12 protein-coding genes are annotated in these 13,771 nt (G+C 62.4%); 6 read left to right on the forward strand and 6 right to left on the reverse strand.

The genetic code is table 11. From position 1 onward, the window contains the following. Positions 1-175: 175 nt before the first annotated feature. Entirely contained in the window at positions 176-484 is a 309-nt protein-coding gene (locus tag SB753_RS01570; RefSeq protein WP_410798666.1) for a DUF4148 domain-containing protein, read from the reverse strand. Positions 485-927: 443 nt separating this feature from the next. Between SB753_RS01570 and SB753_RS01575 the strand changes: the two genes are divergently transcribed. After that, positions 928-1,065: a DUF3563 family protein gene (locus tag SB753_RS01575; RefSeq protein WP_020067775.1), complete on the forward strand. Its 138-nt coding sequence runs from the start codon at positions 928-930 to the stop codon at positions 1,063-1,065. A 163-nt stretch (positions 1,066-1,228) separates the two neighbouring features. Next, the gene (locus SB753_RS01580; protein WP_410798667.1) at positions 1,229-2,038 is read left to right on the forward strand and encodes an alpha/beta fold hydrolase; all 810 of its coding nucleotides are present in this window, start codon (positions 1,229-1,231) and stop codon (positions 2,036-2,038) included. Between the two features lie 52 nt (positions 2,039-2,090). Here SB753_RS01580 and SB753_RS01585 read toward each other — a convergent pair whose 3' ends face one another. The 3 genes from SB753_RS01585 to SB753_RS01595 all read right to left on the reverse strand — a co-directional run bounded on the left by SB753_RS01585 (position 2,091) and on the right by SB753_RS01595 (position 7,735). Further along, positions 2,091-2,738: a cysteine hydrolase gene (locus SB753_RS01585; RefSeq protein ID WP_310350432.1), complete on the reverse strand. Its 648-nt coding sequence runs from the start codon at positions 2,736-2,738 to the stop codon at positions 2,091-2,093. A gap of 346 nt (positions 2,739-3,084) precedes the next feature. Further along, positions 3,085-3,486 carry a hypothetical protein gene (locus SB753_RS01590; protein ID WP_410798669.1) on the reverse strand — a complete coding sequence of 134 codons (402 nt, stop codon included), beginning with the start codon at positions 3,484-3,486 and terminating at the stop codon, positions 3,085-3,087. Positions 3,487-3,550: 64 nt separating this feature from the next. Beyond that, on the reverse strand, positions 3,551-7,735 hold the full coding sequence (locus SB753_RS01595) for a YadA-like family protein (RefSeq protein ID WP_410798670.1): 4,185 nt from the start codon (positions 7,733-7,735) through the stop codon (positions 3,551-3,553). 931 nt (positions 7,736-8,666) lie between these two features. On the opposite strand from SB753_RS01595, the gene SB753_RS01600 reads away from it, so the two are divergent. Continuing rightward, positions 8,667-9,356: a phosphatase PAP2 family protein gene (locus tag SB753_RS01600; RefSeq protein ID WP_410798672.1), complete on the forward strand. Its 690-nt coding sequence runs from the start codon at positions 8,667-8,669 to the stop codon at positions 9,354-9,356. Between the two features lie 94 nt (positions 9,357-9,450). Here the strand turns inward: SB753_RS01600 and SB753_RS01605 are convergent, their stop codons facing one another. Continuing rightward, a complete protein-coding gene (locus SB753_RS01605) occupies positions 9,451-9,777 on the reverse strand; it encodes a hypothetical protein (protein ID WP_410798674.1) in 327 nt (108 codons plus the stop codon). Between the two features lie 41 nt (positions 9,778-9,818). Between SB753_RS01605 and SB753_RS01610 the strand changes: the two genes are divergently transcribed. From SB753_RS01610 to SB753_RS01620, 3 genes are read left to right on the forward strand one after another with little or no spacing between them, the layout of a single operon-like run. After that, on the forward strand, positions 9,819-10,625 hold the full coding sequence (locus SB753_RS01610) for a DUF4118 domain-containing protein (RefSeq protein WP_288825549.1): 807 nt from the start codon (positions 9,819-9,821) through the stop codon (positions 10,623-10,625). Then, entirely contained in the window at positions 10,622-11,509 is an 888-nt protein-coding gene (locus SB753_RS01615) for an alpha/beta hydrolase (protein ID WP_020067782.1), read from the forward strand. Before SB753_RS01610 ends, SB753_RS01615 begins: the two co-directional genes overlap by 4 nt. After that, positions 11,506-12,312: a MipA/OmpV family protein gene (locus SB753_RS01620; RefSeq protein WP_410798675.1), complete on the forward strand. Its 807-nt coding sequence runs from the start codon at positions 11,506-11,508 to the stop codon at positions 12,310-12,312. Before SB753_RS01615 ends, SB753_RS01620 begins: the two co-directional genes overlap by 4 nt. A 62-nt stretch (positions 12,313-12,374) precedes the next feature. Here SB753_RS01620 and SB753_RS01625 read toward each other — a convergent pair whose 3' ends face one another. Further along, positions 12,375-13,709: a Gfo/Idh/MocA family protein gene (locus tag SB753_RS01625; RefSeq protein WP_410798676.1), complete on the reverse strand. Its 1,335-nt coding sequence runs from the start codon at positions 13,707-13,709 to the stop codon at positions 12,375-12,377. Between the last annotated feature and the right edge of the window lie 62 nt (positions 13,710-13,771).

The raw sequence follows: 13,771 nt of genomic DNA on the forward strand, positions 1-13,771 counted from the left end.
GAGTCCGTTGAATCTGACGGGCTCGCTCGTTACTTGCGCAATCTGCCCGCGCCCGGACATGGTCCATAGCCAGAGAAACGAGCGTTGCGGCAGTCTGTATTCGGGATGCCCCCTATCGGACCATTGCAAATGATTGTCCCGGTTCGTCCTCGCATCGACTGCTGGTGAATGACAATCAGCCGGACTGAGGCCGCTGGCACTCGGTCTGGAACCAGTAGTCGACGAGGCGCTGCGCCGCCTGGAGGTCGTCCGGATAGTACGGGTCATACCACGGGGACGGGTCGTAGCCCGCCTTTCTCAGAGCACCGAGTTCGCTCTGGTGCTGCGCCATGGTCGGCGGCGCGTTTGTTCTCAGTGCCGCGAGGTCGCGGCACTCTGTCGGGGTAAGGTGCCGTCCGGTGTACGGCATGACGGGAGCCACGCAACCGGCGACCAGCATCGTCACGGCGAAAAGCGTCAACCAGTTTGTCAGCAGTCTGCTCATGGTGCGTGTCCTTCGGTGCGAGCGTGCCAGGGGCGACGCCATGTCGGCGCGGCTGGCGTGTTTCCTCGGGTTGTTCGTCTTTCGAGTGATGATTCCGTTGCTGTGCGATAACGCCTCCTCATGGAGGCGACAGAAACTACGAGCAATCCCCACGCCTGGTTTCTCAAGCTCCGCTCACATTTCCCGCCGCAACAAACAGGTGTTCGTGTCATGCCGACTTTCGCATGAATCCGTGTTGGCGACGCGACGACAGTTTATCGAATTCGTCGCGCCCGGCATTGTCCGGATCACCGCTAAACAAGGCTTGCATCGATATGGCATGGACTCTGCAATACACAGCGTCCAGCCGTAGCGCAAGCCACCGTGCATCCCACCGGATGCTGTTGCGTCGCGCCCCGTTCGCGCTGGTACTTAATCGACCAGGTCGTCGACCGGAGGGCATCATGTTCATCTATCTGTTTCTCTTGCTGCAAGAGCTGCTCGACCGCGCTGAACACAGCCGTCGGGACGCGTACCTCGCATCTGCTGTGGACATGTGCGAGCTTGAACGTCGCATGCAGTCGCTCGATATCGACGGTTGAAGTCGCTCAATGGGCGCGCTGTCCGTCGATCAGTTCGGATGGCAGAGCAAATCTTCCGGCGTCTCGAGCATAGCCAGCCGGCGGCGTCGCACCGATAGTAGAGACTCCCCGGCACGGCGTCCGTGCTTCCGACTCCTCGACTACCCGACTCCTCAGGAACGACATGAATAACGCCATCGCATCGCGAACCTGCTCATCTCCAACGACCGTCATCGCTCTGCATTGCTCGGGCTCCGGCGCGACGCAATGGCGCAAGCTCGGCGAGGCGCTTGGATCGCACCATTCGTTCGTCGCGCCGGAGCACTACGGCTGCGACAGCACCGGCCCATGGAGCGGCGAGCGCGCGTTCACGCTTGCCGACGAGGCGGCGAGGACGGTCGGCATCATCGACGCCGCCTGTGGCAAGGTGCATCTCGTCGGCCATTCGTATGGCGGTGGCGTGGCGTTGCGCGCGGCTGTCGAGCGGCCCGAGCGCATTGCGAGCCTGACGCTGTACGAACCGTCGGCTTTTCACCTGCTGAAGGCAATGGGCACCTACGGAGTCGAAGCGCTTTCGGAAATCGTCGCGATCTCGAAGCGCACCGCCGACGGAGTCAGCTGCGGCGACTATCGCGGTGCGGCGGCTTCGTTCGTCGACTACTGGAGTGGACGGGGCGCATGGGATGCGCTGCGGCCCTCGGTGCAGGCCGCGCTCACGCGCTGGGCGCCGAAAGCGCCGCTCGACTTTCGCGCGCTTCTCGATGAACGCACGCCCACCAGCGCTTACACGAGCCTGCGTGTGCCGGCGTTGATCATGCGCGGCGAACATGCGCCGGTTCCGACGCGGGCGATCGCCGAGCGGCTGCCCATGCTGCTGCCTGCGGCACGCCTTGCAATCGTCGCGGGCGCGGGACACATGGGACCGCTCACGCACGCCGACCAGGTCAATGCGACGATCGCGCGGCATATCGCCGAGTCCGAAGCGGCGCATTGATGAGGCAGCAGGCGAACGGCAGATCGTCCAGGAAATGCCGGTTACGCGAGCGTCATTCCATTGAAGCGACAACTTCGTCGGTGGTCACCACGCCGTGTGCGAGAAACGCGTAATTGACCATTGCCGCTTTATATCCATCGCCCCAAACGGGGTGACGTGGTCCCGCAGTCGCATCGCTCACGACGTGGACCTCGAATCCCTGTTCGAGCAGGTCGCGCAGATGCGATTCCACGCACATATTGGCGAGCATGCCGCCCAGTACCACCTTGCTCACGCCACGCTTGCGCAGTTGAAGGACGAGATCGTTGGTTTGCGGTCCGAAGACCTTATGTGGGCTCACAACAACCGTCTCGCCGTCGTTGATGTAGGGCTTGAATTCGTCGAGCCAGTCAGCGCCTGATCCGTCGAAACCTTCGAGATTCAACTGACCGCTACGGGCAAACGTCCCGGTAGCGAATTCATCGGACTCCAACGGTCCGTTGAATTTCCACAGGCGATCGGTCGGGAAAAAGTAATGTGGCGATATAAAGACGGGAAATTTCGCGGTCTTTGCCGCCTTGAAGATTCGCAGCATGTTTTCGACCGTCCTGTTCTCCGTCACGCTCGCTCCCACCGCGCCCCAATTCTTACCCGACTTGCTCAGGACATCGACTTGCGGGTCGATGAATACTACGGCTGTCTCCGTACGATCAAAGGACACTTCGGACCTCCAGGAAAACGCGTGACGGCTCACCGGCCTCTCCGACCGGAGCCTCCCGACCAGATTAGGAAACGAAGACCTGGAAAGCAACGACGCATTGATGCGGCATCCCGGTTTTGCATGCGAGCGCCGGATGACAGGGCGCTCGATGCGTCCGCAGGTTGACCCCGCATGCATGCTTTTAACAAGGCGATGAGTAAGACTCCCCCGCGCTTGTTGAGATCTGGCATGCAAGTACGGTTTTCGCGACCTGCCGGTGCGTCTGTTTTTGAACGTGCGCAGGTCGCTCAGGTCGGCGAGACGGCGGCCAACGCCCGAGATGAGCGTGGCCGCGCTGCCTTCACGGTTACATCGCTTTAGTTCCTGAACGGTGATCGACGTCTCCGATCCTCGCGCCTTCGTCAACCGTCGAAGGCGGTTCGGCCGACGTCTTGCTGTCGGACGCCTGAGCGCAGCTGAACAGCAGAACCCGAGGGTCATTGCGGTTGTCGTCGGCTTCGCGAACGCGGTCGATCCGTTCGATCGGCTGTACAGACTTGTCGCCGCAGATCTGTTGCGCCACTTTCGTGCAGGTCGCCGCGCTTTCCAGGAGGCCGTGGCACTCGGCCCGGTATGTCCTGACGCCGTTGCTTGCGTCGACGGAATAGGCGTTAAAGGATGGACCACTCGCTGCCGTGCATCCGCTCATGAGAAGGACGCCGGTAGTGAAAAGGCTTGCAAGAAATAGTCGGTTCATCAGGTGCTCCATAGACTGTGTGTGGCGGAATACGCGGAGAACGCGGGACACGCGGCTGCGGTCCCGCTCTCACGACTTACCATTGCATTGCGGCGCCGACGCCAACGGTCGTGCCGCCTGGGCTCATGCCCACGCCGGCCTTCATTTTCAGATTCTCCGCGAGGCGCGCGGTACCGCCGATCGCGACCGCCTGGTAACCGCGGAAGCCCGCCGTGCCGATACCGAGCGACAAGGTCTTGTCCTTGTCCACTTCGGGAATCATCGTCAACGCAGTCGCTGCCGCGATGCCGGAGTACGCGTTGCGCGCCGTCGAATTGATGCCGTTCTGCAGTTCGTTCACGCGGGCGTCCGTGTATGCGTTTGCCTGCGACAACGCCGCGTTCAGTTGTTGAACGTTCACCGCGTCGGTCGGCGCGGTGCCGGCCGCCACGTTGATCACCTGCCGGGTGGACTCGCTGGAACCGACCGCAACCACATTTGCACGTCCGCCGTCGTTACTGTTCGCGCCGAGCGCGGTCGAGCCGCTGCCTGTGGATGTCGCGCCGGCTCCTACGGCTGTGGAACCGCTGCCCGACGCCGTCGAGCCGTTACCCACCGCCGAACTGTTGTTGCCCGAAGCCACGGCCCCCTGCCCGCCCGCCGACGAGTTCGATCCTGAAGGCGTCGGGGGCGTGGGCGTACCGGGCGACGACGAGAAGCTGCCGCCGTTGTTGGTGGTCTGCTGGTTGATGAGCGTCGTCAACCGGTTGGTCACTGCATCGAGCTGCGAGACGTTCACGGCGTCCGTGCCGGCTTTGCCCGCAGCGAGACCGGTAATCTGCCGGTTGCCGACGTTGACCTCGCCCGCCGACGACTGCGGACTGCTCAGTCCGTAAGCGATGTAGTTGCTCAACGCGCCGACCGTCGTCACCGATCCCGCTCCGAGCGCCACACTGTTGGCAAACGTCGCACCCGCGCCGGCCCCGAGCGCAAGCGCGTCGATTGCACTGCTGTGCGCGCCTGAACCGATCGCAACGGATCCGGCGTTTGCGGCACTCGCATTCGCGCCTTGAGCGATCGACTGCGCGCCGCTCGCGACAGAGCCGCTGCCCACCGCAATCGCGTCCGCCTGCGCGGAATTCGCGGCCTGGCCGATCGCGACGCCGCCGGGCGCGGTTGCGTCGACGATCGCCCCGTTGCCCATGCCCACGCCGCTGTCGCCGTTGACGACCGTGGTCGGTCCCACGGCGATCGACTCCGCGCCGACCGCGAGCGAGTCTGCCGCCGTCGAATTCGCATGGAAGTACATCTGGCCAGTCACCGCAAACGACGACAGTGCGCCTGCCAATTGGCGGATGGTGACGGCGTCGTGCTGCTGCGTACCGTCGGCGACATTCGTCAACTGCCGATACGTGTTGCCGCTTGCGCTGCCGAAGGACACCGCGCCGAGCAACGTCTGGTCGCTGGTATCGAACGGAATCGCATGCGAGCCGTTGGCGATCGAGCCGACGCCCGAGAGCACCGCCCGGTCGGACACCGAACCGGCACCGATCGCAACGGCACCCGCGACCGACGCACTCGACAGCGAACCTAGCGCAACGGCGTTATTGGCCAGTGCGGAAGCGCCGTTGCCGCCCGCGAAGCTGCTCGCGCCGCTCGCCGTCGCCGCGACGCCCGCGGCCAGCGCATTGAGGCCAGTGGCGCCGTCGTTGTTGTAGTTGCCGCCCTGCGTGCCGCCGTCGTTGACGCTGTAGTAGTGCTTCGCATTCGCCGTCACGACACTGGCGAGGTTATCCACTGCCTGATCGGTGGCGTAAAGCTGCGAGCCGTTCACTGCATCGGTACTGTTCGCGTTGACACGGCCCGCGGCCACGTTCGTCACGGTGCGCTCGTGACCGAGGCTGCCGACACTCACAGTGCTCGTGGGCGAAGTGCCGGCATACGCATATGCAGTGCCGTTGATGGTGTCGCCAGTGGTCGCCACGGCCACGTCGGTCGTCGAGCCGCTGCCGAGCGCCACGTCGTTTGCATTGTTCGCCGTCGCGCCCTGGCCCATAGCGGTGCTGCCCGCGCCGGCAGCGACGGTTCCCACGCCTGCCGCCAACGCGTTGACGCCCGTGGCACCGTCGTTGTTGTAATTGCCGCCTTGCGTGCCGCCGTCGTTGACGCTGAAGTAGTGAGTCTTGTCAGTCGCGACGGTCGCTGCGAGAGCGTCGATCGCCTGATTGCTCTGGTACAACTGCGAACCGTTCACGGCGTCCGTGCTCGTCGCGCTCAGACGGCCCGCCGCCACGTTCTGGATCTGGCGCTCCGTGCCTGCCACGCCAACGCTCACCACGCTGGTCGGAGCGGTGCCGGCGAAGTTGTAGACCGTACCGTTGATGGTCGTGCTCGCGGTCGGCGTTGCGGTGCCGGTCTGGGAGCCCGAGCCGAGCGCCACGCTGTTGGCGTTGCCGGCCGACGCGCCGGCGCCGAGTGCAATCGCGCCGGCCTGGTTCGCGACTGCTGTATCGCCGAATGCGAGCGCGCTCGCGCCGCTCGCATTGCTGGCGTTGCCCAGGGCGACCGCACCCTGACCGTTCGCGATGTTGCCGTTGCCTTGGGCGATCGCTCCATTGCCGGTCGCCGTGTTATCCGCGCCGACCGCAATCGCGCCATTGCCGGTCGCGCTATTCGGGTCGCCGATGGCGACGGCGCCATTGCCGCTGACCGTCTGCGCCTGACCGAGCGCGACAGCGCCCGTCCCGCTCAGCACCTGAGAGTTCTGGCCGCCCGCTATGGAACCGGCGCCGGCCGCTGCGGCAACTTTGTTGCTATCGCCGATCGCAACCGTCGACGCCGCGAGGGCTTGCGACGAAGAGCCAACCGCCGTCGCGTTCGCGTTGCTCGCCACGGTCTGGTTGCCCAATGCGACAGCGCTGCTTCCCGAGGCCGTCGAAGCCGTGCCCATCGCAATGGCATTCGCATTGGTACCCGTCGAAGCAGAATCGCCTATCGCAATCGACGAGGACCCGCCCGAACTCGCGCCTGAGCCGATCGCAACCGCACGAATGCCCGACGCTGCGGCGCCCGCTACTGCCGCCGGTGCGGACGACCCGCCTTCGGCGACGGAATCCGCCCCGCCCAACGCTATCGAATTGGCGCCACTGGCGCTGGAGCCGTTCATCATGCTGAGCGAGTTGAGCCCCGACGCGGCGGCTCCCGCCCCCAAGGCCACGGCATTCTGGGCAGTGGCGGCGGCCACCGTGCCCGCAGCCAGCGAAGAGGGACCCGAAGCTCGCACATCGGTGCCGATGCCAATCGCCCCCGCCGCCGTTGCGCCCGTGCCCGCGACGGTGCGCGCTCCCAGATACACGGAGTTGAGGCCGCTCGCGATCGACTGGAAGCCGACGGCCACGGCATGCGTGCCCGAGCTGTCGGCGATATAACCCATTGCAACAGCTGCGGCTCCGCTCCCCACCGACTGGAAGCCGAACGCGGCAGCATAGTCGCCGGTAGCGGTGACGTCAGTGCCGATCGCAATCGACGATTGTCCGGACGAACCGGTGCCCGCGGCGGTGCGCGAGCCCATGTAGATTGCATTGACACCGGCAGCATTGGCTCCCGAACCAACGGCTACACCATTGGTTTGCGAACCGATGGCTCCGCTGCCCAATGCCACTGCGCCGGACGCGGCTGCGCTGGAACTCGCGCCCAGTGCAACGCCGTTGTCTCCGGTCGCCTTCGCCGACGGGCCGACGGCTGTCGACAGGTTGCCGCTGGAGACTGCGTCGACGCCGATACCAATGGCGGCCGATCCGGTAGCGGCAACATCGGTACCGATCCCAATCGCCGATTCAGCGGTCGCGCCGGTGCCCGGAGCATTGCGCGCCCCCAGATAAAGCGCATTCGTTGCGTTGGCGATCGCCTGATAGCCGACGGCCGTGGCATTGATTCCTGTAGCGTTAGCGGCGTAACCCAGCGCAGTCGCACCGCCACCACTGGCCGTGGACAAAAAGCCCGCGCACGAATCGCTGCCGTTGAAGAAGTTATAAGGTGACGACGAGCAATTGACCTGTGCCTGCGCCTGCGTGCCCCATGCGCCGAGGGCCGCCAACACGAGCGCTGGCAAGATGCGCAGACTCGCTCCGTGCAACAACGTGCTGCGACGATCGCCGTCTTGTCCATCGAATACCGGGGCACAGGTTCCCGAATTCCCTTTGCCGCGCGTTTTGTCCCGTTCCGAGGCGGCCACAAAAGCCCCTAGTGACGCGTTCCAGACTGTCCGATATGCCTTATTCATGGTTATTTTCCTGTAAGGATTCACAATTCGAATTGGAAAAGACAAGCGTGTTTGTTTACAGCCATTACATTTAGGATGACTATTTATATTGGATGGACGAAGAACTTCAGCCGTGTGTCTTTTGGACAGGCGCGACTAGCCCTTTTCCCCTTCAGGTGTTCATGGGTAACGAGATTTCCCAGGGCGAGCGAAGCCGTCCTCGCCGTGCAGGAATTCAAGTTACGGGGTAATGGCTGAGCCTCGACTAGAAAGCTGCTGAACGGCTATGCAGCCGGCCTGCCGCCCTGTCAGGCAATGGTTTTACGAAGGTCCGAATGATCGCGGCATAAGGGGAGCAAAGGCAGGCATCAGCTGCAACGGGCGGCCTGGAAAAGGGTCTCCTTCGGCCAGACGCATGCCTGATCGTTTTTCGCTTCCCATATTCATTTGTATTGCCCCTTAATAGCCTGTTGGGACTTTTTCGTGGTGCGTTGCACTACAGCCGCTGCAGTGCAAATTCCAATGTAATGAAAAGAAAGTTGCAAATTCCGCGCAACTTTCTCATACGATTTTTCATTTGTCCACAGAAAGACGTGGCTATTGGGGCGTCTTGCAAGATTTAACAATCGCGCGGAATTACCGTTTTAAATGCATTGCAGATAGTGGATGACATTCATGTGAAGACGAGTGGCAAATTCCCAGCCAACGCTCCGAAATTCCCAAAGACTATTGGGCATTTGCCACCTAAAGCGGCCCGCCACGCCGAATACAATCTTGCCTCGCGAGGTCAAGGGCGAAGACTTAGGTGGTTCTTCCCACATACCGGATTGAGAACAAGGCCTATAAATCGTGGACGCAACTGCGTGGGTCACGTCTTTTTCTTCCGCCATGACGGCATGGCCACCGGCAAAAAAGAACTCTGGTTATAACAAACAGGCTACGAGGGTTGCCGATGAATGTCTTCGATACCGCAATCCAGACTTTCCTGACCGGCGTTGCTGCAGATCTGCCCATACTGAACCACCCGATCAGAGTCCTTGCGGCTCTATACACGTTCAAAGGTTTGGCGCTCGTGGCGGTGTTATGGTGGATCTGGTTCAAACCCGGTCAGCGGGCAGAATGGGAACGAGAAATGGTCGTTGCGACGATCCTGAGCGCGTTGCTCGCGCTCGCAACGTTCAGAATCGTCGCTCACTTCTTACCGTTCCGGATGCGTCCGGTTTATAACCCGGAGCTGCACCTGCAGTTTCCATCGGACGATCTGGGCGCTGCCGTTTTGCCGACGTGGAGTTCGTTTCCGAGCGATCACGCCATGCTGTGGGTGTCGGTCGCCACCGGCATCTTTCTCGTCTGGCGCGCCGTCGGTGTACTTGCGCTACTGCACACGGCGATTTTCATATGCCTGCCGCGCGTCTATCTCGGCTGGCACTATCCGACAGACATACTGGCGGGCGCGGCGTTCGGAGCGGCCACCACGTGGACAATGACGCGAGACGCAGTCAGAACCCGTTTTGCAGTTCCGATCCTGCGATGGCTACGAAAATCTCCGGGGCCAGGTTATACGTTGCTATTTGCTGTGTGTTTTGAACTGGTGACCCAATTCGAAGAATTACTGATTCTCGGGCGTTTGCTTTTGAAGTAGTTCGAACAGGTCGGGTTGCCCATATCGTCGCCTGGGTTAACCCTCCGAATAGCCGGAGCGGGCTTCTGCACATCGTCCGGACATTATTCCCAGCTCAACTTTTCGCGCCCGAAGCCGTAAACCCATTAAGGCGCAGGAATAGACGCAGCGGCTGACGAAGACACAGCTTTGCCGGAGTTCCGGACCGTACATGAGTAAGCGGACTCAAGTTAAATCTTGCAAGCGCCAGTTTGGACTTCGCCCAGGAAACAAACTCCATTTTCTGCATGACAAGCTTGATGCCGTTAGCAAATGCGCTCCAACGGATCGAAACCGGGAGCAGCGTCTGAAACACCTCGAACCAAATTACCGGGAAGCGCGAATTCCCTGCACTGCTAATGGTGCAGGCTTTGGCGAGACTCAGCCCGCTGAACAGAAACACCGTTACTTCAATAGCGCAGCCGACGCGGCCCCGAATAGCATATGAAAGTCCGTAACGCCCGTTGCTGGGCACCTCAAGGGAAGCGGCGGTGGCTCGCCGCTGCTGCCGCGCTGGCCATCGCGAGCGCAGTACGCATGCTGCTTCATCCGTTGCTCGGGCCCGTCATGCCTGGCACCGCGTTCTGCATTGCGGCGGTGCTCGTTCAATACCACTTCGGCCTTGCTCCGGCGCTGACCGTGATGCTGGCAGGACTGGGCCTCGCCGATTATCTGTTCGTGCCGCCCTACGTGACCATCGCAGTCTTCGACCGGGCAGACCTGCTATTGCTGGTGTCGTATCCAGTCGTCACGCTCGTGGTGATCACGTTGCTCGAAAAACTACGGCGCGTGCAGTTTCGCGCCGAACTGATCGCTGCAGTGGCGCAATCGCGCTACGAAATGCTGCTTCGCCATGACAACGAGCGCGCAATCGCCCGTCGTGCCATTGACGAAACGCACCGGCTTCTCAGGCATCTATCGCACCATCACAAGACGTTCATTCTGATTCAGGCACTCGAACGTGAGCCGCTGCGGCGCAACGGCGCCGGCACAGCGTCGGCGCTGGCCGTCGCATCGCACGCTTTCGCCGGATTGCCTGCCGATCTGGCGCCGGGGCCCCGCCTTTCCGAAGTCGATCCGGACGATATCCGACGGCTCTCGAATGGGCTCTCGGCCGGTTCACATCGCGTGCGATTCGCCGCCGGTTCGAACCTTGCCGGAGGCACTGCGCGCGTCGTCGACTGCATCTGCGAACAATTTACGACTCACGCAGGCGATTTCCTCGTGCTGCGCGTGGCGACCGACACATGAAATCACTAACGCAGTCCATCTTTCTCGAAGGCGGCGGACACGCGGTGCTATTGCTGCACGGTCTGTCGAGCTCGCCGCTCGAAATGCGCTACCTCGGGCGGTTCCTGCGCGACGAGGGCTTCACGGTGTGCGCCCCGGTGCTCAACGGCTATAGCGCCGGCACGGGCGGCGAGACCATGGAACACTGGCTCGACGCCGCAACCAGCGAATTCGATGCGCTCGCCGCGCGATTCGACCGGGTGTCTATCTGTGGATTGTCGATGGGCGCGGCGCTAGCGCTCGCACTCGCCCATCGACGCCCGCAAGCGCAGGCGGTCGTGCTGCTGTCACTTACACTCGCCTACAACGGTTGGGCCATTCCCTGGTACCGCTTTCTTCTTGGCTGGGCTTACTACACGCCCCTACGTTCGCGCTGGCAGTATCGCGAGTCGGAACCCTACGGCCTGCGCAACGAAGCGCTGCGTGCAAAGATCGCGCGCTCGATGCAGCGCTCGAATTTCAGCGAAGTCGGTCCGTCGACGATTGCACTGCCCGCATTGCACGAAGCAAGCCGCCTTGCATCGCTCGTCCGCTCGCAGATTCGTGGTATCCGCAACGACTGTCTCGTCATCCACGCGATCGACGACGAAACGTCGAGCCCGCGTACCGCCCAATCCGCGGCATTGGCGCTCGGTTCGACCTTTCTGCGCACCATCTACCTCGACGATTCGTACCACATGATCACATCGGACAACGAACGCGAGATCGTTGCGCGCGAAACGGCATCGTTTCTGCGCGAGAGCGAAGCGGCTTCGGGATCTGGAGAGCCGCGTAGCCCCGTTGTATCCAAAGCGCTCGCGCGCCGCTTGCGGCAGCTTGCTGCCATCGGCAAGGACGACGCATGAAAGCGCGGACGTTCACGCATCGAACCGTGGGCGCCGCAGCGCTCGCGCTATCGCTGGCGGGTTTCCTGAGCGCTACGACCGCGCGCGCGGCCGACGCAACAGCGGCCCCCGGTGACAGCAAATGGAAAGTGGCGGTCGGGCCGGGCGTCATCGTGACGCCGGAGTCGCCCGGCTCGCAGCATACGAGGGTGTTCCCATTTCCTTCGCTCGATATCTCCTACGATGACCGGGTCTTCTCGCAGGGGCCGGACGTGCTGGGCGTCAATGCGCTGCGCAGTACGAACTATCACATCGGCGCGGCGCTGAGTTTCGATTTCCAGTCACGCAACGAGAAGGACGATCCGCACCTGCACGGTCTGGGCAACGTGCATGGCGGCCCGAAACTCAAACTGTTCGCCGACTACACGGTATGGATGTTCACGGGCTCCGTCGCCCTGTACCAGGACATTGCAGGGCACGGCCAGGGCAAAACCGTTCCGGTGGACCTGCTTGCGTCGGTGCCTCTGGGAAGCGGCCTTTTCTCTATTGGCCCGGGCTTTACGTGGGCCGATGCGCTCTACACGCGGACGTTCTTCGGCGTGTCCAGCCAGCAGAGCGCGGCATCAGGACTGCCGGTCTATAGAACCGGTTCTGGCGTCCGGGATATTCATCTGAACGGCTACTTCAGCTACGACTTTTCGAAGCACTGGGTAGGCTCGGTCGCGGTCACTGTCGGGCGACTGCAGCACTATGCGGCGGCGAGCCCGATCACCGAGCGCCGCAGCGAACTGAACACGCTGGCGTCTCTCAACTACCGCTTCTAGGTAGTGCGAAAGTCGAACTTCGGTGTGCGTGCCGCAAAGCCCGTTCTGCTCGCACGCGCGCTTCAGAACGTCTCCTGCTGCGGCTCGGGGCCACGCGTCGGCGCTGACGGTGGCGCAAGCTTGACCGCGCGCCCGGTGCGGGCGGATTCGTAGATCGCGTCGGTAATGCGCTGATCTTGCAAGCCCTCCTCGCCTGGCGTGTGCGGCTGGATGTCGTCCTTGACGCACACGGACATGTGATCGATCTCCCGCGCAAACTGGTTCTGCGGATCGATCTGCAACTCGGTTGTCGCGGACTTGCCCTCCACGAGCATGCCGTGGCGCAGCCGCAGGCCGTTGTAACCAAATGCGGGATCCATTTCGACCCAGCCTTTCGAGCCTTGCAGCCGAAAGAAGCGCGACTCGTGACTCGCGTAGCTCGACATGCACGTTGCCGTGAATCCGCTCGGAAAGCGCAGAATGAAGTGCACCGATTCCTCCACTTCGACGAAGCGCGGATCGTTTTCCGGCCGGTGCACCGACGCAAACACCTCCAGCGGCTCCTCGCCGGACAGGAAGCGCGCCGCGTTGAGGCAATACAGTCCGATGTCGGGCATGGCGCCGCCACCCGCCAGTGATTTCTTCAGCCGCCATTGCCCCGGATCGCCGACGTTTTGCGAATTTCCGGCGACGAACTCACGCAATGGCCCCAACTGCTTTTCCTTCACCATTTTCGCGATCATGCGGTCCATCGGCTCGTACTGGCTGCGGTACGCGATCATGAGTTTGCGGTTGGCGCGTTTCATCGCCCGGACCATTGCCTCGCAGTCCGCCGCGCTGTTTGCCATCGGCTTTTCGCACAACACATGTTTGCCGATATTCGCGGAGCGCAGCGTGAACTCTTTATGCATGCCGTTCGGCAGCACGATATACACGACCTGTACGCGCGGGTTGTCGGCGAGGCGCTCGAAATTCTGATAGTCGTAAATGTCCGCTTCCCGCACGCCGTACTGACGTGCGACGCGAAGTGCCTTGGCCCTGTCGCCGGAAACCAGCGCGGCGACCTTCGAGTACTTGCACTGCGCAAGCGCAGGCAGGATCTGGTCCAGCGACAGCCGGCCGAGTCCGACGATGGCGTAGCCCACACGCTCATCAGGCGGCAAGTTCGCGTCTGGCGTTTCTTCCTTTTGCTCTGTGTCCGGGTCCTGAATCAGCGGCAGTTTCACCTGGTTCGTATCGGCACCGTTTGGACCTGCGGCCAACACGCTGCTGGTCGAGCCGGCCGTGAGTGCGGCGGCCAGGCTCGCGCCGCCTCGCCTGAGAAAGAGGCGTCGCGCGGTTTCTGCAGGCGCAGTCGCCTCCGTCGGTACGTCGGACGTCGGCTGGTCGGAATGCGAGGTGCGGTTGCGAGTGGGCATTGAAACTCCGGTACGAATGATGGATCTCGTGCCTTGAGACGATATGCCGATGCCTGTCGTCG

Origin of the sequence: Paraburkholderia sp. SIMBA_053 (assembly GCF_046534895.1) — a bacterium.
GTDB lineage: Bacteria > Pseudomonadota > Gammaproteobacteria > Burkholderiales > Burkholderiaceae > Paraburkholderia > Paraburkholderia caledonica.

Bases quoted from the DNA above. Each gene is read 5' to 3' on its own strand.
- SB753_RS01575 (WP_020067775.1), top strand. From the start codon at position 928: ATGTTCATCTATCTGTTTCTCTTGCTGCAAGAGCTGCTCGACCGCGCT.
- SB753_RS01590 (WP_410798669.1), bottom strand. From the start codon at position 3,486: ATGGAGCACCTGATGAACCGACTATTTCTTGCAAGCCTTTTCACTACC.
- SB753_RS01620 (WP_410798675.1), top strand. From the start codon at position 11,506: ATGAAAGCGCGGACGTTCACGCATCGAACCGTGGGCGCCGCAGCGCTC.
- SB753_RS01615 (WP_020067782.1), top strand. From the start codon at position 10,622: ATGAAATCACTAACGCAGTCCATCTTTCTCGAAGGCGGCGGACACGCG.
- SB753_RS01595 (WP_410798670.1), bottom strand. From the start codon at position 7,735: ATGAATAAGGCATATCGGACAGTCTGGAACGCGTCACTAGGGGCTTTT.
- SB753_RS01600 (WP_410798672.1), top strand. From the start codon at position 8,667: ATGAATGTCTTCGATACCGCAATCCAGACTTTCCTGACCGGCGTTGCT.
- SB753_RS01625 (WP_410798676.1), bottom strand. From the start codon at position 13,709: ATGCCCACTCGCAACCGCACCTCGCATTCCGACCAGCCGACGTCCGAC.
- SB753_RS01580 (WP_410798667.1), top strand. From the start codon at position 1,229: ATGAATAACGCCATCGCATCGCGAACCTGCTCATCTCCAACGACCGTC.
- SB753_RS01570 (WP_410798666.1), bottom strand. From the start codon at position 484: ATGAGCAGACTGCTGACAAACTGGTTGACGCTTTTCGCCGTGACGATG.
- SB753_RS01610 (WP_288825549.1), top strand. From the start codon at position 9,819: ATGAAAGTCCGTAACGCCCGTTGCTGGGCACCTCAAGGGAAGCGGCGG.